Source organism: Ensifer sp. M14 (genome assembly GCF_003355565.1).
Lineage (GTDB): Bacteria > Pseudomonadota > Alphaproteobacteria > Rhizobiales > Rhizobiaceae > Ensifer.
Window position 1 is genome coordinate 3,208,804 of record NZ_QJNR01000004.1, and the last position, 16,637, is coordinate 3,225,440.

17 protein-coding genes are annotated in these 16,637 nt (G+C 62.0%); 2 read left to right on the top strand and 15 right to left on the bottom strand.

Going from position 1 to position 16,637, the window contains the following annotated elements; all coding sequences use genetic code 11:
• Nucleotides 1-23: 23 nt before the first annotated feature.
• Genes ntrC through dusB form a run of 3 tightly spaced genes read right to left on the bottom strand, consistent with a single transcriptional unit; the run spans nucleotide 24 to nucleotide 3,657 of the window.
• A complete protein-coding gene (gene ntrC, locus BLJAPNOD_RS15500) occupies nucleotides 24-1,478 on the bottom strand; it encodes a nitrogen regulation protein NR(I) (protein WP_077498331.1) in 1,455 nt (484 codons plus the stop codon).
• Nucleotides 1,475-2,632 carry a nitrogen regulation protein NR(II) gene (locus BLJAPNOD_RS15505; protein ID WP_115420426.1) on the bottom strand — a complete coding sequence of 386 codons (1,158 nt, stop codon included), beginning with the start codon at nucleotides 2,630-2,632 and terminating at the stop codon, nucleotides 1,475-1,477. The genes ntrC and BLJAPNOD_RS15505 overlap by 4 nt, the downstream gene beginning before the upstream one ends.
• Nucleotides 2,629-3,657: a tRNA dihydrouridine synthase DusB gene (gene dusB, locus BLJAPNOD_RS15510; RefSeq protein WP_115420427.1), complete on the bottom strand. Its 1,029-nt coding sequence runs from the start codon at nucleotides 3,655-3,657 to the stop codon at nucleotides 2,629-2,631. The genes BLJAPNOD_RS15505 and dusB overlap by 4 nt, the downstream gene beginning before the upstream one ends.
• Nucleotides 3,658-3,806: 149 nt before the next feature.
• Here dusB and BLJAPNOD_RS15515 point away from each other — a divergent pair, with 149 nt between their 5' ends.
• On the top strand, nucleotides 3,807-5,030 hold the full coding sequence (locus tag BLJAPNOD_RS15515; RefSeq protein WP_199565945.1) for a bifunctional 2-C-methyl-D-erythritol 4-phosphate cytidylyltransferase/2-C-methyl-D-erythritol 2,4-cyclodiphosphate synthase: 1,224 nt from the start codon (nucleotides 3,807-3,809) through the stop codon (nucleotides 5,028-5,030).
• Nucleotides 5,017-5,517 carry a CinA family protein gene (locus tag BLJAPNOD_RS15520; RefSeq protein WP_115420428.1) on the top strand — a complete coding sequence of 167 codons (501 nt, stop codon included), beginning with the start codon at nucleotides 5,017-5,019 and terminating at the stop codon, nucleotides 5,515-5,517. Before BLJAPNOD_RS15515 ends, BLJAPNOD_RS15520 begins: the two co-directional genes overlap by 14 nt.
• On the opposite strand, the gene BLJAPNOD_RS15525 is transcribed toward BLJAPNOD_RS15520, so the two are convergent.
• The 12 genes from BLJAPNOD_RS15525 to eno form a co-directional block, all read right to left on the bottom strand.
• Nucleotides 5,502-5,954, bottom strand: coding sequence for a type II toxin-antitoxin system RatA family toxin (locus BLJAPNOD_RS15525; protein ID WP_115420429.1), 453 nt, complete (start codon nucleotides 5,952-5,954; stop codon nucleotides 5,502-5,504). The two genes, BLJAPNOD_RS15520 and BLJAPNOD_RS15525, sit on opposite strands and share 16 nt — an antisense overlap.
• A 9-nt stretch (nucleotides 5,955-5,963) precedes the next feature.
• Nucleotides 5,964-6,554, bottom strand: a complete 591-nt coding sequence (locus BLJAPNOD_RS15530; protein ID WP_077498335.1) for an AAA family ATPase — start codon at nucleotides 6,552-6,554, stop codon at nucleotides 5,964-5,966.
• 194 nt (nucleotides 6,555-6,748) lie between these two features.
• A complete protein-coding gene (lipA, locus tag BLJAPNOD_RS15535) occupies nucleotides 6,749-7,720 on the bottom strand; it encodes a lipoyl synthase (RefSeq protein ID WP_077498336.1) in 972 nt (323 codons plus the stop codon).
• A gap of 134 nt (nucleotides 7,721-7,854) precedes the next feature.
• On the bottom strand, nucleotides 7,855-8,106 hold the full coding sequence (locus BLJAPNOD_RS15540) for a GlsB/YeaQ/YmgE family stress response membrane protein (protein ID WP_115420430.1): 252 nt from the start codon (nucleotides 8,104-8,106) through the stop codon (nucleotides 7,855-7,857).
• A 78-nt stretch (nucleotides 8,107-8,184) separates the two neighbouring features.
• On the bottom strand, nucleotides 8,185-9,630 hold the full coding sequence (gene lpdA, locus BLJAPNOD_RS15545) for a dihydrolipoyl dehydrogenase (RefSeq protein WP_077498338.1): 1,446 nt from the start codon (nucleotides 9,628-9,630) through the stop codon (nucleotides 8,185-8,187).
• 18 nt (nucleotides 9,631-9,648) lie between these two features.
• The gene (locus tag BLJAPNOD_RS15550) at nucleotides 9,649-10,230 is read right to left on the bottom strand and encodes a GNAT family N-acetyltransferase (RefSeq protein WP_077498339.1); all 582 of its coding nucleotides are present in this window, start codon (nucleotides 10,228-10,230) and stop codon (nucleotides 9,649-9,651) included.
• Nucleotide 10,231: 1 nt separating this feature from the next.
• Nucleotides 10,232-10,873 carry an SGNH/GDSL hydrolase family protein gene (locus BLJAPNOD_RS15555; RefSeq protein ID WP_115420431.1) on the bottom strand — a complete coding sequence of 214 codons (642 nt, stop codon included), beginning with the start codon at nucleotides 10,871-10,873 and terminating at the stop codon, nucleotides 10,232-10,234.
• Between the two features lie 67 nt (nucleotides 10,874-10,940).
• Complete coding sequence (locus BLJAPNOD_RS15560) at nucleotides 10,941-12,290, bottom strand: pyruvate dehydrogenase complex dihydrolipoamide acetyltransferase (protein WP_115420432.1); 1,350 nt, start codon at nucleotides 12,288-12,290, stop codon at nucleotides 10,941-10,943.
• A 15-nt stretch (nucleotides 12,291-12,305) separates the two neighbouring features.
• On the bottom strand, nucleotides 12,306-13,673 hold the full coding sequence (locus tag BLJAPNOD_RS15565) for a pyruvate dehydrogenase complex E1 component subunit beta (RefSeq protein WP_115420433.1): 1,368 nt from the start codon (nucleotides 13,671-13,673) through the stop codon (nucleotides 12,306-12,308).
• A 17-nt stretch (nucleotides 13,674-13,690) separates the two neighbouring features.
• Complete coding sequence (gene pdhA, locus BLJAPNOD_RS15570; protein ID WP_077498343.1) at nucleotides 13,691-14,737, bottom strand: pyruvate dehydrogenase (acetyl-transferring) E1 component subunit alpha; 1,047 nt, start codon at nucleotides 14,735-14,737, stop codon at nucleotides 13,691-13,693.
• Nucleotides 14,738-14,873: 136 nt separating this feature from the next.
• The gene (locus tag BLJAPNOD_RS15575) at nucleotides 14,874-15,194 is read right to left on the bottom strand and encodes a septum formation initiator family protein (protein ID WP_077498344.1); all 321 of its coding nucleotides are present in this window, start codon (nucleotides 15,192-15,194) and stop codon (nucleotides 14,874-14,876) included.
• Between the two features lie 140 nt (nucleotides 15,195-15,334).
• Complete coding sequence (gene eno, locus BLJAPNOD_RS15580; RefSeq protein WP_115420434.1) at nucleotides 15,335-16,609, bottom strand: phosphopyruvate hydratase; 1,275 nt, start codon at nucleotides 16,607-16,609, stop codon at nucleotides 15,335-15,337.
• Nucleotides 16,610-16,637 lie beyond the last annotated feature (28 nt).

The following is a 16,637-nucleotide window of genomic DNA, read 5'->3' on the forward strand; positions in this document are numbered from 1 at the left end:
ATGCAACGGTGGTTGTGGCCAAGTCAAGCCGTACGTGAGCTGCGATACACAGAGACGCCGAGTTCTCGGATCTTCTTGCGCAGCGTGTTGCGGTTGAGACCGAGCAAATCGGCAGCCTTGATCTGATTTCCCCGCGTCGCCGTCAAAGCGGCAAGGATGAGTGGATACTCCATCTCGGCGAGCACCCGCTCGTAAAGACCGCTTGGGGGAAGCGCGTCCCCGAAACTGGCAAAATATTGCCGCATGTTCTCCTCAACCGCCTGTGAGATCGAAAGAGAACCGTTTCGCGCTTGCGTCTTTTCGATGGGGCTGTCGGGGATCTCCGAGCGCAGCTCGTTTTCGATGATTTCTCGGGTGATGACATCCTGCGGGTAAAGGGCTGTCAGCCGGCGCACGAGATTTTCCAGCTCGCGCACGTTGCCCGGCCACGGGTGCGCCTTCATCAGTTCCAGCGCCTCCTGATCGAAACGCTTGACATCCAGGCCCTCTTTTTCGGCCTGCTGGACGAAATGGCGGACGAGATCGGGAATGTCTTCCGCACGGTCGCGCAGCGGCGGCAGGCGCAGCGGCACCACATTCAACCGGTAATACAGGTCCTCGCGGAAGAGACCCTGGTTGATCGACTGTTTCAGGTCCTTGTTGGTTGCAGCGACGATGCGCACATCGGAGCGGATCGGCGTGCGTCCGCCCACCGTCGTATACTCGCCCTGCTGCAGCACGCGCAGCAAACGCGTCTGAGCGTCCATCGGCATGTCACCGATCTCGTCGAGGAAGAGCGTGCCACCTTCTGCCTGCTCAAAACGACCGGTCGAACGGGTCTGCGCACCGGTAAAAGCGCCCTTCTCGTGACCGAACAGTTCTGATTCGATCAGGTCGCGCGGGATCGCCGCCATGTTGATGGCGACGAAGGGGCCGTTGCGGCGCTTGCCGTAGTCATGCAGCGCCCGCGCCACCAGCTCCTTGCCGGTGCCGGATTCACCGGTGATCATCAGCGTGAGATCGGTCTGCATCAGGCGCGCGAGCACCCGGTAGATTTCCTGCATCGCCGCCGAGCGGCCGACGAGCGGCATGCCGTCCTGCGAATCGTCGTCGATCTTGGCCGGGCGGCGCTTCGGTTCGGCCAGCGCCCGGCCGATAATGCCGATCAGTTCGGTGAGATCGAAAGGTTTCGGCAGGTAGTCGTAAGCGCCTTTCTCGGAGGCCTTGATCGCCGTCATGAAGGTGTTCTGCGCACTCATGACAAGAACCGGCAGATCCGGGCGCGCCTTCTTGATGCGCGGAAGAAGATCGAAGGCATTCTCGTCGGGCATGACCACGTCGGTGACAACAAGGTCGCCGTCGCCGGCGGAGATCCAGCGCCACAGCGTCGCCGCGTTCGACGTGATGCGAACGTCGTAACCGGCGCGGCTCAGCGCCTGATTGAGCACGGTGCGAATGGCTGCGTCGTCATCCGCGACGAGAATCGTGGCACCCGTCATGCAATGTTTCCTTTTGTCATAGGTATGTCGTCTTCATCCGCCGCCTGCCCCTTTGAGGCCGGCATCAGGACGCGGAAAGTCGTGCGGTTCTGCTGGCTGTCGCATTCGACGATGCCGCCATGCCCGCCGATGATCTTGGCAACCAGCGCCAGCCCAAGGCCCGAACCGTTGGTCTTGGTGGTGATGAACGGATCGAACAGATGCGGCAACAGGTCGGAGGGAACGCCCGGGCCATTGTCGTGCACGCAGAACTCCAGCGGCAGCGAGATCTTCTCGCGGGTGCCGGCGACCGAAAGGCGAATACCGGGCCTGTAGGCGGTCGTCAGCATGATCTCGCCTTCCGGCCGATCGCCGATCGCTTCCGCCGCATTCTTGATGAGATTGAGAAACACCTGCACCAGTTGGTCGCGGTTGGCAAAGACGGACGGGAGGGACGGGTCGTAGTTCTCCGTCACCTTGATCCGGCGCGCAAAGCCGGCCCGCGCAATCGCCTTCACGTGATCGAGCACCGAGTGAATGTTGAGCGGCACGCGATCGACCGGCCTCTCGTCGGAAAACACTTCCATCCGATCGACAAGCGAAACGATCCGGTCGGTCTCGTCGCAGATCAGCCGCGTCAGCGCTCGATCCTCGTCGTTGACGGAGGTCTCCAGCAATTGCGCCGCACCCCGAATGCCGGAAAGCGGGTTCTTGATCTCATGTGCCAGCATCGAGGCAAGGCCGGTGACCGAGCGCGCCGCCGCGCGGTGCGTCAACTGGCGATCGATCTTGTCGGCCATCGACCGTTCCTGGAACACGACCACCACGGAGCCGGGCTCCGAAATCACCGGTGCCACGTAGAGGTCAACCAGCTTGTCGGCGCCAAGCCGTGGCGAGCTCAGATCGACGCGATATTCGTTGACCGGCGCCTTGCGCTCGCGCACCTGCTCGATCAGCGTCAGCAGCGGACTGCCGAAGGGAATAAAGGCGCTGATATCGTGGCGGGCGAGATGATTGGCGCTGGCGCCAAAGAAGGATTCGGCTTCCCAGTTGGCAAAGGCGACGAGACCGTTCTGATCAACGAGGATCACCGGGTTTTGGATGGCATTCAGAACGGACATCGACAGCCCGTTTGCAGCAGTCGCGGCTTCCGAAGTGTTGGGCTTGTCCGTCATGCCGCGATCCCTTCGCTTGAGAAGGTCGCATGCGAACTGCGAATGGCGTCCGAAGCACGCGCGGCGACGGATTTGGGATCGGTCGACGTCAGGATCGCTCCCTTCTCCGCCCCGGCAAGACCGGGTGCGAAACGGTCGAGGTACCAACCGACATGCTTGCGTGCATGCCTCAGGCCGGTATCAGCACCGTAGAATTCGAGCATCATTTCATAGTGCTCCACGAAAATGTCGGCGATTTCCGCCTGGTCAGGATGGCTTGCAGCACCGGCAAGAACGCCGACATGCCAGGGACGGCCCTGCGAGGACCGCCCAGCCATGACGGCGTCTGCCCCGGAGCGCCTCAGGATCTCTTGCGCATCCGCCACCGTGTCGACGTCGCCATTGGCGACCAATGGCACGGAGATAACCTCGCGCACGGCGCGGATCGCATCCCAGTCGGCCTTGCCGGTGTAGAACTGCATCCGGGTGCGGCCATGCACGGTGATCGCCTGGACGCCAGCCTCCTGCGCCCGCCTTGCAATCAGCGGTGCGTTGATCGAGTTTTCATCCCAACCAAGCCGCATCTTCAGGGTGACCGGCACATCGACTGCCTTCACGGTCGCCTCGACCAGCGACAGAGCGTGATCGGGATCGCGCATCAGCGCCGATCCTGAATAGCCGCCCGTCACCTTTTTTGCCGGGCAACCCATGTTGATATCAATGATATCGGCACCGTTCGCGGCAGCGATTTTTGCCGCCTCGGCCATCCAATGCGCCTCGCGGCCCGCCAGCTGAACGATGTGCGGCTTGATACCGGAGTTCTTCAGCCTTGCCCAGGATTCGGACGCGTTGCCGACCAGTTCGCGGCTTGCGACCATTTCCGTCACCACAAACCCCGCACCAAAACGCCAGGCCAAAGTGCGGAACGGCAGGTCCGTGACGCCAGACATCGGGGCGAGCGCCACCCGGTTGCGGATTTCGATATTCCCGATCCGAAGCGGTGATGACAAAGCCGGAGCTGGCAAATGCATATCTTTCAGGCACATGTTGTTCTTGCACTATTTTTAGACATTGTTCTCTGGCTTGCCAAGCGATTTCGAAGCGTCGGGCAAATTTCCCTGTTCGGCTGGCAAAGCACGGACCTTCGCGGTACATCACGGCGAAGATTGGCGAAATCCGGGACCACATACAGAAGATGCAGCCTGAAGAACAGCTTTCCTGCGGCATTGTGATCGTTGCAGCAGGGCGCGGCGAACGCGCGGGCCAGTCGGCCGAGGGGCCGAAGCAGTACCGCACCATCGGCGACAAGCCGGTTATCGCCCATACGCTTGACACTTTCGCGACATGGCCAGGAACCGGCCCGATCGTGGTTGTCATCCATCCTGAAGACGAGGGTTTGCTGGCTGCCGCACGCAGACGGTCGCCGGCGCGCGAGTTGATCGTGGTCCACGGCGGCGCGACGCGGCAGCAATCGGTGCTGGCAGGCCTGGAAGCTGTGGCGGCAACCGGCTCACGTTACGTGATGATCCACGATGCCGTACGGCCATTTGCCGATCATGCCCTGCTGTCGCGCTGCGCCGATGCCCTGACAAATGGCGCGCGCGGGGTGCTGCCGGCAATTGCCGTGTCGGACACGCTGAAGCGCGCCGATGCCGCCGGCCTGGTGACCGAAACCGTTTCGCGCGATCATCTCCATGCGGCCCAGACGCCGCAGACCTTCGACTTGAAAACCATTCTCGACGCCCACCGGGCAGCCGCGACAAGCGGACGGACGGATTTTACCGACGATGCCTCTATCGCCGAATGGGCGGGCATCCCCGTCGCGCTCGTCGAAGGCACGGTCGACAACGTCAAGCTCACACTGAAAAGGGACATCGCCATGGCCGACGAAAAACTCAAGCGGCATCTCATTCCAGACGTTCGCACCGGCAATGGCTATGACGTGCACCAACTCGTCGAAGGCGATGGCGTGACGCTTTGCGGCGTCCTCATTCCGCACACCAAGAAGCTTTCCGGCCATTCCGACGCCGACGTGGCGCTGCATGCGCTCACCGATGCGCTGCTGGCCACCTGCGGTGCCGGCGATATCGGCGACCATTTTCCGCCCTCGGACCCGCAGTGGAAGGGTGCAGCCTCACGCATCTTCCTCGAACATGCAGCCAACATCGTGCGCCAGCGCGGCGGCACGATCACCAATGCCGACATTTCGCTGATTGCCGAGGCGCCAAAGGTCGGGCCACATCGCCAGGCCATGCGCGAGAACCTTGCCGAGATGCTCGGCATCGATCTCGACCGCTGCTCGGTCAAAGCGACGACGAACGAGCGGCTCGGTTTCGTCGGCCGCGACGAGGGTATCGCCGCGATCGCAACGGCAACCGTCGTCTACATGCCGGGGGACGCACACGATGTGGCCGAATGACATTCAAGCCACGGCTGGCAAGATCATCGCCGATTTCACCGCCCGCGGGCTCAAGGTGGCAACGGCCGAATCCTGCACCGGTGGACTGATTGCCGGTGCCCTGACGGAAATTGCCGGATCGTCGGCGGTCGTCGACCGCGGCTTCGTCACCTACTCCAACGACGCCAAGATCCAGATGCTCGGCGTCGATCCGTCAACGCTGGCAGCCCATGGCGCAGTTTCAAGGCAGACGGCCATCGAAATGGCGCACGGCGCGGTCGCGCGCTCCGAGGCCGACTTTGCCGTCGCGGTAACGGGGATTGCCGGTCCTGGCGGCGGATCGACCGAAAAGCCGGTCGGCCTGGTGCATCTGTCGGCTACGGGGCGCAACGGCACCGCGCTTCACCGCGAGATGCGCTACGGCGATATCGGCCGGGACGCCGTGCGGCTGGCAACCATCCGAACGGCGCTGGAGATGCTGACCGAGGTCGCTCAGACGGCGGTGTAGATCTTGTCGGCGCGTTTTTCGAACGCGTCAGAAAACATGCGGAAGGCACGATCGAACATCGATCCCATCAGCGCCCCGAGGATGCGGCTCTTGAACTCGTAATCGATGTAGAAATGGACGGCCGACTGCCCCTCGCCCGCCGGCTCGAAACGCCAGCGATTATCGAGATACTTGAACGGGCCATCTATGTATTTCACCTCGATCACCCGCTCGGCCTTGTTGAGCAGCACCTGCGTCGTGAAGGTCTCGCGGATAGCCTTGTAGCCGACGGTCATGTCGGCGAGCAGCAGGACCTTACCGTCGCGCTCCTTGCGCGAGCGCACCGTCAGCGCCTCGCACAGCGGCAGGAACTGCGGATACTGTTCAACATCGGCGACGAGATCGAACATCTGGTCGGCCGTGTGCTTGACGACATGGTTCGTTTCAAAGTGCGGCATAGAGGGGAGTTAAGCGGGCAGACCGAGAAGATCAAGGAGCCTCTGCATCTGGCGTCGCGATTTCAACTGCAGAACCGGCACATTAGGGCCATGTTCGGCGAGACCTGCGACGATACGCGGCGAGAACCTGTCCTCGAAGGTCCAGATGAATTCGAGAAATTCCCAGTCGACTTTCTCGATGCAACCCGGTGCCATCTCCGGGCGGGTGCGCCCGAGATGTTTCAGCCAGCGGGTGAGGACACCCCAGACGCAGAGAAGCCGCGGCATGCGCACCCAGATGACGACATCACTTCTCGGCACGCGGATATCGAAGGTGGAAGGGCTGGTCCCATCCATGATCCAGCGGTCTGCCGCTACGCGCTCGACGATGCGCCGGCGCTGTTCGGCGCGATCGCGCTGAACCCAGCCCGGCAACCACAGAATATCGCGGTCGATGGAGACATAGGCGAGGTCGAAATGTCGGGCGAGCTTCTGCGACAGTGTCGACTTGCCGCCGCCGGAGCACCCGACGACGAGAATACGATCAGCGCTACGGATATGGTCGGCGGCGGTGGCAGCGTCGACATAGAGCACCTTTCCGGTTGCCACTGGCTGATCCATCGACAAATTCCATTCACCAATCCCGGCCCACGGTCGGTTGTACCGTAGCCGCGATCGAAACCTCAAGATCGTTCGGAAGACGAATACGCGGCGGGACGCAGCGTAGCGCCGACCGCCGGAGATGAGATGAAAGATCGCCAAACGAAAACTCCGGCGCTGGGCCGGAGTTCCTGTTGTCTCGAAATGCCCCGGCTTTACCCGGCCGCAGCCGCCAGCTTCTTTTCGCGGGCTTCTCGCAGGCGGGCGAAATCGTCGCCGGCGTGATGCGACGAGCGGGTCAACGGGCTTGAAGCGACCATGAGGAAGCCCTTGGTATAGGCGACCGTCTCGTAGGACTTGAATTCTTCCGGCGTCACGAACTTCTCGACCTTGTGGTGCTTGCGCGTCGGCTGCAGGTACTGGCCGATGGTCATGAAATCGACGTCGGCTGTGCGCAGGTCGTCCATCAACTGCAGGACTTCGTTACGCTCTTCGCCGAGCCCGACCATGATGCCGGATTTGGTGAACATCGTCGGATCGAGTTCCTTCACCCGCTGCAGCAGGCGGATGGAGTGGAAGTAGCGAGCGCCCGGACGGACGGTCAGGTAATTGCCCGGTACCGTTTCCATGTTGTGGTTGAAGACATCGGGCTTGGCGGCGACGACGCGCTCCAGCGCGCCTGGCTTCTTCAGGAAGTCGGGCGTGAGGATTTCAATGGTGGTCAGCGGCGACGCGGCGCGGATCGCCCAGATCACCTTCTCGAAATGTTCCGCACCACCGTCGGCCAAATCGTCACGGTCGACAGAGGTGATGACGACGTGGGAGAGGCCCATCTGCTTGACGGCCTTGGCGACATTCTCGGGTTCCGCCATATCGAGCGCATTCGGCTTGCCGGTCGAGACATTGCAGAAGGCGCAGGCGCGGGTACAGATCTCGCCCATGATCATGAAGGTGGCGTGCTTCTTGTCCCAGCATTCGCCGATATTCGGGCAGCCGGCCTCTTCGCAGACAGTGACGAGCTTGTGCGAGCGCACCAGTTCGCGCGTTTCCTGGTAGCCCTTGGAGGTCGGCGCCTTGACGCGGATCCATTCCGGCTTGCGCAGCATTTCGGTATCGGGCTTGTGGGCCTTTTCCGGATGGCGGACGCGTTGCGCCCGTTCAGAGACGGCATCGAACACCGTTACCATACTGTCTTCCTCGTCGCGGCGGCTGCGGCTTTGTGCCGGCAGACCCTTTTTCGATCTATATAGATGGCTCGACGGGAAATGTCAGGCCACCTTTTACTCGAAAGCCCGACCGCTCGCGCTGGAAGCGTCGCAGGCTATCGTTTGACAGCGCGGCCAACGGCAATCAGCAGGCAAGCGCCGATAAAGCCGAAGACCAGATAGGCAAGCCAGCCGGAAAAAGCCATTCCGAAGGCTGCCAGAATGATATTCGACACCACCGCGCCGATGATGCCGAGCGCAATGTTCATGAACAGCCCCACATCGCTGTTCATGAACCTCTCCGCGAGCCACCCGGCGAAACCGCCGATGATGATCGCAGCCAGGATGCCGACGCCGTTCACAGCCATGGTGATCTCCGTGCATTGAGGACAAGGTGCGTCATCAATGCGGGACCGCCCCAAAAGTTCCGGCGGCGGTAAATCCCGTCAGGCGTTCAGCGCGCGTCCATAGGCATCGAGCACGCTTTCCTTCATCGTCTCCGAGATGGTCGGATGCGGGAAGATCGTGTGCATCAGGTCTTCTTCCGTCGTCTCCAGGTTCATGGCGACGACGAAACCCTGGATGAGTTCGGTCACCTCTGCGCCCACCATGTGCGCGCCCAGGAGTTCACCGGTCTTCTTGTCGAAGATCGTCTTGACCATGCCCTGATCTTCGCCAAGCGCAATCGCCTTGCCGTTGGCGACGAAGGGGAAGCGGCCGACGCGGATGTCGCGGCCCTCGGCCTTCGCCTTGGCCTCGGTGAGACCGACGGAAGCGACCTGCGGGTGGCAGTAGGTGCAGCCCGGGATCTTCAGCTTGTCCATCGGGTGGACATTCGGCAGGCCGGCGATCTTCTCGACGCAGATGACAGCCTCATGCTCGGCCTTGTGGGCAAGCATCGGCGGACCGGCAACGTCGCCGATCGCGTAGACGCCGGCAACATTGGTCTTGCCGTAACCGTCGATGACGATGCAGCCGCGATCGGTCTTGATTCCCAGCGTCTCGAGACCGAGGTTCTCGATATTGCCTTGAACGCCAACGGCAGAAATCATGCGGTCGGCGGTGATCTTCTCGACCTTGCCGTCCTTCATCTCGACATGGGCGGTGACCGAGTTCGCACCCTTCTCGACCTTGGTCACCTTGGCTTCAAGGTGGATTTTCATGCCCTGCTTTTCGAACTGCTTCTTGGCGATGTTCGAGATCTCGGCGTCTTCGACCGGCATCACGTTCGGCATGACCTCGACCACGGTGACGTCAACGCCCATGGTGCGGTAGAACGAGGCAAATTCGATGCCGATCGCGCCCGAGCCCATGACGAGCAGCGACTTCGGCATTTCCTCGGGCTTCATCGCCTCGAAGTAAGTCCAGATCAGCTTGCCATCCGGTTCGATGCCCGGCAGCGCCCGCGGGCGGGCGCCGGTGGCGATGATGATGTGCTTGGCTGTGTAGGTGCCCTCGCCCTTGGTGTTCTTCGGCAGCGGCGCCTGCGGCTGGACGATCGCCTTGGTCGTCTTGCCGACGACGATCTCGCCGGGCTTCGTCAGCTTGGCTTCGCCCCAGATGACGTCGACCTTGTTCTTCTTCATCAGGAAGCCGACGCCGCCGTTCATGCGCTCGGCAATTCCGCGCGAGCGGGCGACGATCGCCTTCAGGTCCGGCGTCACCGCACCTTCGATCTTGATGCCGTAGCTGCCCGGATGCTGGGCGTAGTGCAGCACTTCGGCAGAGCGCAGCAGCGCCTTGGTGGGAATGCAGCCCCAGTTGGAGCAGATGCCGGCCAGGTGCTCGCGCTCGACGACCGCGGTCTTGAGACCCAACTGTGCCGCACGAATGGCGGCGATATAGCCGCCCGGACCCGAACCGATGACGATGACGTCGTAATTCTCAGCCATGTGTTTCCTGCCTTTGCCTCAAGCGACCTTGCGGGTGAAGAGCACCCAGTCGTGTTTTCTGCTGCCTTCGAAGAGCGGTACGGCCTCAGCCCGAGCCGCCTCCTCAAAGCCGTTTTTGCTGTAGAGTGCCTGCGCCCTGTCATTGTGGCTTTCGGTGATCAGGCTCACCGGCGCCGAGCCGGCGCGTGCAATTTCATGTGCAAGCAGTCTGCGTCCGATGCCGCGGCCGCGCCGATGACGGTAGACGCCGAGGCTATCGATGAACCAGTGACCGACCACCTGTCGCTGTAATGCGAGCAAGGGCTCGATCACGGCATGTTTTGCCTCGGATTCCACCGCCGATGCCTCGATGCCGTAACCGATCGACACGCCTGCGATTTCATCCTCGACATCGGCGACGACGGCATCGCGCCAGTTTCCAGGCCCCACATCTTCGCGCAGCTTGTTGCGCCCGCGCTCGAAAGCCGTATCGGTCGCCCCACTGAGAACCGCGCCATACCAGAGCCAGGCGGCAAAGCCGTGCGAGGCGATATCGGCGAGAACCGCCAATTCCGCAGCCTCCTGTCTCTCCGCCGGCCTGATGGTGACGTCGCCCGCCATCTCAGACACCGAGCATCATCCGAACGACCGGCTCGAGGCCACGGCCGATCGCACGGGTGTTTTCAGCGTCCAGATGCACGCCGTCGAGCGGTGTGGTCCTTGCAACGGATCCCGCATCGAAGAACCCGCAATCGAGTTCGTCGGCAAGATCGCGATAGAGCGGCGCCAGCATCGCCGATTGTTCGATGCCGCCGGCGAACATCGCGCCGAAGGCTGCATTTGCCGTTTCACAAAGCTGAGGAGGCGAGACGACCAATATCTCCGGTCCGCCTTCGCCCTCGACCGGCCAGTCGTGCCGGCGCACCAGATTGACGAGGCGCTCGATGCCCTTCACGGCGCCGAAGGCTGTCCCGTGAATGATCGGCTTCATGTCGTTGGCGCCGAGCAGAAAGATGATCAGATCAAGCGGCGCGTGGCTGTGGAGGATCGTCGGCAGCACCTTGGCGCCGTTGCGATCGCAATCGGCTAGGTGATCGTCATAGGCGGTGGTGCGACCGTTCAGGCCTTCGGCAATGATCTGGACGTCCGCGCCCAGTACCGTCTGCAGGACGCTCGGCCAGCGATCGGCAAGCACATGGCGGCCGCCGTCCGTGGCATCGTAGCCCCAGGTCAGACTGTCACCGTAGCAGAGAACTGTTTTCATCGTCCGGGCCCGCCTTCGGCGTTGCGATCAAGGAGCGGACCGGCCCGAAGGCCGGTCCTGGTCCACATCAGACCAGCATGCCCATCGGATTTTCGATGTAGCGCTTGAAGGCTCCGAGCAACTCGGCACCCAGCGCGCCATCGACGCAACGATGGTCGGTCGAGAGCGTGACGGTCATCACAGTGGCGATGACCATCTGCTTGTTCTTGACGACGACGCGTTCCTCGCCCGCACCGACCGCAAGGATCGTGGCGTGCGGTGGGTTGACGACGGCGGCGAAGTCCTTGACGCCCATCATGCCCATGTTGGAGACCGCCGTTGTGCCGCCCTGATACTCCTCGGGCTTCAGCTTGCGATCCTTGGCGCGCTTGCCGAGATCCTTCATCTCGTTGGAGATGGCCGACAGGCTCTTCAGCTCCGCCTGGCGAATGATCGGCGTGATCAGGCCGCCCGGGATGGACACGGCAACGCCGACATCGGCGTGCTTGTGCTTGACCATGTTGCTGTCGGTCCAGGACACGTTTGCATCCGGAACGTCGCGCAGAGCCAGAGCCAGAGCCTTGATCACCATGTCGTTGACCGAGAGCTTGTAGACCGGCTTGCCGTCCTTTTCGGGGGATGCGGCGTTGAGCTGGGCCCGGAGCGCCAGGAGCGCATCGAGTTCGCAATCGACCGAGACGTAGAAGTGCGGGATCGTCTGCTTGGATTCGACGAGACGCTTGGCGATCGTCTTGCGCATGCCGTCATGCGGCACAAGCTCATAGGAGCCGGGTTCGAACAGCTTGAGAACGGCGTCTTCCGACATGCCCTTGGCAAGCGGCGCGGCAGCGGGAGCTGCAGCACCTGCCGCTGGTGCAGCGACCGGCTTGGCGCCGCCACCGGCGACAGCGGTCTCGACGTCCTTCTTGATCACGCGGCCATGCGGACCGGTGCCGGCGATCGCCGAGAGATCGATACCGGCATCCTTGGCAAGACGCCGTGCGAGCGGCGACGAAAAGACGCGGGCACCGCTATCGGCCTTGGCCGCCTGCGGCGCTGCCGCCACGGCTTGAGCTGCGGCAGGAGCAGGAGCACTTGCTGCCGCCGGTGCTGCGGCCGGCTCTTCCTTCTTTTCGGCTGGGGCAGGTGCGGCGGCTGCGCCGTTACCGCCCTTGGCGGCCGCGGCGACATCTTCGCCGTCGGCTGCAAGAACGGCGATCAACGCATTGACCTTGACGCCTTCGGTGCCGGCAGGAACGACGAGCTTGGCAACGGTGCCCTCATCGACGGCCTCGACTTCCATCGTCGCCTTGTCGGTCTCGATCTCGGCGATCACATCGCCGGACTTGACCTTATCGCCTTCCTTGACCAGCCACTTGGCCAGATTGCCTTCTTCCATCGTCGGAGAGAGGGCAGGCATTGTGATGTTGATAGGCATCGAAGGGCCCTCCCCTTATTTGTAGCAAACGGCTTTCACCGCATCGACGACTTCTGCGACGTTCGGAAGCGCAAGCTTTTCGAGGTTCGCGGCGTAAGGCATCGGCACATCCTTGCCGGCGATCGTCAGGATCGGGGCATCGAGATAGTCGAAGGCCTGCTGCATGACGCGGGTCGCGATCTCGGTGCCGACGGAAGACTGCGGGTAGCCTTCCTCGACGGTGACCAGGCGGCCGGTCTTCTTGACGGATTCGATCACCGTCGGCAGGTCCATCGGGCGGATGGTGCGAAGGTCGATCAGTTCGACGTCGATGCCCTGCGCTTCGAGCTCGGCGACCGCCTTGACCGCGTAGGTCATGCCGATGCCGAAGGAAACGATGGTGGCATCCTTGCCGACCTTGTGGATCCGCGCCTTGCCGATCGGCAGAACGAAATCGTCGAGCTTCGGCACTTCGAAGGTCTGACCGTAGAGGATCTCGTTTTCGAGGAAGATGACCGGGTTGGGGTCACGGATCGCAGCCTTCAGCAGGCCCTTGGCGTCGGCTGCCGTGTAGGGCATGACGACCTTGAGGCCCGGAATGTGGCTGTACCAGGCGGCATAGCACTGCGAGTGCTGCGCTGCGACGCGGGCCGCGGCACCGCTGGGGCCACGGAACACGATCGGCGCGCCCATCTGGCCACCGGACATGTAGAGCGTCTTGGCAGCAGAGTTGATGATCTGGTCGATCGCCTGCATGGCGAAGTTGAAGGTCATGAACTCGACGATCGGGCGCAGGCCGGTCATGGCAGCACCGACGCCGACGCCGGCAAAGCCGTGCTCGGTGATCGGCGTGTCGATGACACGACGGGCGCCGAATTCCTGCAGCAGGCCCTGCGTGATCTTGTAGGCGCCCTGGTACTCGGCGACTTCCTCACCCATGATGAAAACGTCGTCGCTCAAGCGCATTTCTTCGGCCATGGCGTCGCGCAGCGCTTCGCGCACGGTCATCGTCACCATTTCAGTGCCAGCGGGGATCGCCGGATCGGCAGCCACTTCGACCTTCGGCTGGGCGGCAACCGGTGCCGGCGCGGCCGGTGCTTCGCTTGCAGCGGCAGCCTTCGGCGCTTCGGCCTTCGGTGCGGCGATATCGCCTGCACCTTCGCCATCCTGCAGCAGGACCGCGATCGGCGTGTTGACCTTAACGCCTTCGGTGCCGGCGGCGATCAGCAGCTTGCCGATCGTGCCTTCATCGACGGCTTCCACTTCCATGGTGGCCTTGTCAGTCTCGATCTCGGCAAGGACGTCACCGGAGGAGACCTTGTCGCCTTCGTTCTTCAGCCATTTCGAGAGCGTGCCTTCCTCCATCGTCGGGGAAAGGGCGGGCATGAGAATTTCTACTGGCATGTTTGAGCCTCCCCGGATCAAAGCAGGATATCGGTGTAGAGCTCGGATACATCCGGCTCCGGATCAGCCTGAGCAAAATCGGCGCTATCGGCGACGATGTCGCGGACGTCCTTGTCGATCTGCTTCAGCTCGTCCTCGCTCGCCCAGCCCTTTTCAGCCAGACGCGCCTTCACCTGCTCGATCGGATCGTGCTCCGACCGCATCTTCTGCACTTCGTCCTTCGAGCGATACTTCGCCGGGTCGGACATGGAGTGGCCGCGGTAGCGGTAGGTCTGCATTTCCAGGATGATCGGGCCCTTGCCCGAACGGCAATATTCGACAGCCTCGTCGCCAGCCGCCTTCACGGCGCGGACGTCCATCGCGTCAACCTGGAAGCCGGGAATACCGAAGGAAACACCGCGCTTGGAGAAATCGGTCTGCGCCGAGGCGCGGGTGACCGAAGTTCCCATGGCGTAGCGGTTGTTTTCGATTACGTAGATCACCGGCAGCTTCCACAGCTGCGCCATGTTGAAGCTTTCGTAGACCTGGCCCTGGTTGGCCGCACCGTCTCCGAAATAGGCGACGCTGACATTATCGTTGCCGCGGTAACGGTTGGCAAAGGCCAGACCGGTGCCGAGCGACACCTGGGCGCCGACGATGCCGTGGCCGCCGTAAAAATGCTTCTCCTTGGAGAACATGTGCATCGAGCCGCCCTTCCCCTTGGAAAGACCGCTGCGACGACCGGTGAGTTCGGCCATGACGCCGCGGGCGCTCATGCCGCAGGCCAGCATGTGACCGTGGTCACGATAGGCGGTGATGACCTGGTCGCCTTCTTTCAGGGCCATCTGCATGCCGACAACGACAGCTTCCTGACCGATGTAGAGGTGACAGAAGCCGCCGATGAAGCCCATGCCATAGAGCTGGCCGGCCTTTTCCTCGAAACGCCGGATGAGCAGCATTTCGCGGTAGGCTTTCAGTTCGTCTTCTTTGGTGAAGTCGGCGATATTGCCGCCGCTCAAGTCCTTCTTGGCCGGCTTTGCTGCGGTCTTACGGCTGGAGACGGACGCGTTTTTTCGCGGAGCCATTCATTCCTCCCAATGGTTAGCCTTTGAGGGTTACCATAGGGAAAGAAAAGCGCCACAGCAATGCCATATTTGCATGGCTCGCATTCCGCGCAAGCTGTTGAATTAAAACAAGAAATATAAATTAACCGAATTTCGGTTAATTCGTCATGCGGTGGAAAATAACGATTTCATCGCTCCGCGACATGTTGAGCGCGAGGCGAGCTTTCTCATCCAGCATGTCACGCTCCAGCGAACCGTCGCTCATCAGCTGAACCTCTCTTTCGAGGGTCGTTCGCTGCTTGGTGAGTGCGTCCAACCGTGCCTGCCGCTCAACGATCTGGCGATCGAATTGTTCCGTCGCCTTCAAGCCGTAGCCGCCGTGAATGGAATGATAGCCGAAATAGGAGAGAAAGGCGACCGCGATCAGCGGCAGCACCAACCGACCCAATTTCCGTTTCTTATGATGCCGTGTCCACATCCCGTCCACACCCTGATACGCAATACCGAGTGAGACTAGCGGGCATTGATTAACCGACCGTTGACCATGAATGGCCGGATAAAGCAAAACCCGCCCACGGGCCGTGAGCGGGTCAAATTTTCAGCGATTACGCGAGGCTATCAGCCGCGCAGGATCGAGCGGCCGGCATACTTGGCCTGCAGGCCAAGCTGCTCTTCGATGCGGATCAGCTGGTTGTACTTTGCGAGCCGGTCGGAACGGGCAAGCGAACCGGTCTTGATCTGGCCGCAGTTGGTGGCAACCGCGAGGTCGGCGATCGTCGCGTCTTCGGTCTCGCCCGAACGGTGCGACATGACGGCGGAGTAGCGTGCCTTGTGCGCGGTCTCGACGGCGTCGAGCGTTTCGGACAGCGAACCGATCTGGTTGACCTTGACGAGGATCGAGTTGGCGACGCCCATCTTGATGCCGTCGCGCAGGCGCGCGGAGTTCGTGACGAACAGGTCGTCGCCGACGAGCTGGCACTTGTTGCCGATGAGATCGGTCACGGCCTTCCAGCCATCCCAGTCGTCTTCACCCATGCCGTCTTCGATCGAGAAGATCGGGTACTTGGCGGCAAGTTCCGCCAGGTATTCGGCCATGGCACCCGGCTCCAGCGTGCGGCCTTCGCCTTCGAGCACGTACTTGCCGTCCTTGAAGAACTCGGTCGCAGCGCAATCGAGCGCGATGAACATGTCTTCGCCCGGCTTGTAGCCAGCCTTCTCGATCGACTTCATGATGAAGTCGAGGGCTGCCGGAGCGGATGCGAGACCCGGCGCGAAGCCGCCTTCGTCGCCGACATTGGTGTTGTGGCCGTCGGCTGCAAGCTGCTTCTTCAGCGTGTGGAACACTTCCGAACCCATGCGCACCGCATCACGAAGCGTATCAGCACCAACAGGAACGATCATGAATTCCTGGAAGTCGATCGGGTTGTCGGCATGGGCGCCACCGTTGATGATGTTCATCATCGGAACCGGAAGCACGTGGGCGTTCGGGCCGCCGACGTAACGGTAGAGCGGCAGGCCGGAGGCTTCGGCGGCAGCCTTGGCGACAGCAAGCGATACGCCGAGAATGGCGTTGGCACCGAGGCGCGACTTGTTGGCCGTGCCATCGAGCTCGATCATCGTCTTGTCGATCTGGATCTGGTTTTCAGCATCGAGACCACCGATCGCCTCGAAGATCTCGCCGTTGACGGCGTCGACGGCGCGCTCGACACCCTTGCCGAGGTAACGTGTACCACCATCGCGCAGTTCGACCGCTTCATGCGCACCCGTCGAGGCACCCGACGGCACGGCGGCGCGGCCAAAGCTTCCGTCTTCCAGGTAGACGTCGACCTCGACGGTCGGGTTGCCGCGGCTGTCCAGAATTTCTCGGCCGATGATGTCGATGATTGCAGTCATGATCTCTTCCCTGCTTTAGGACGGTGGT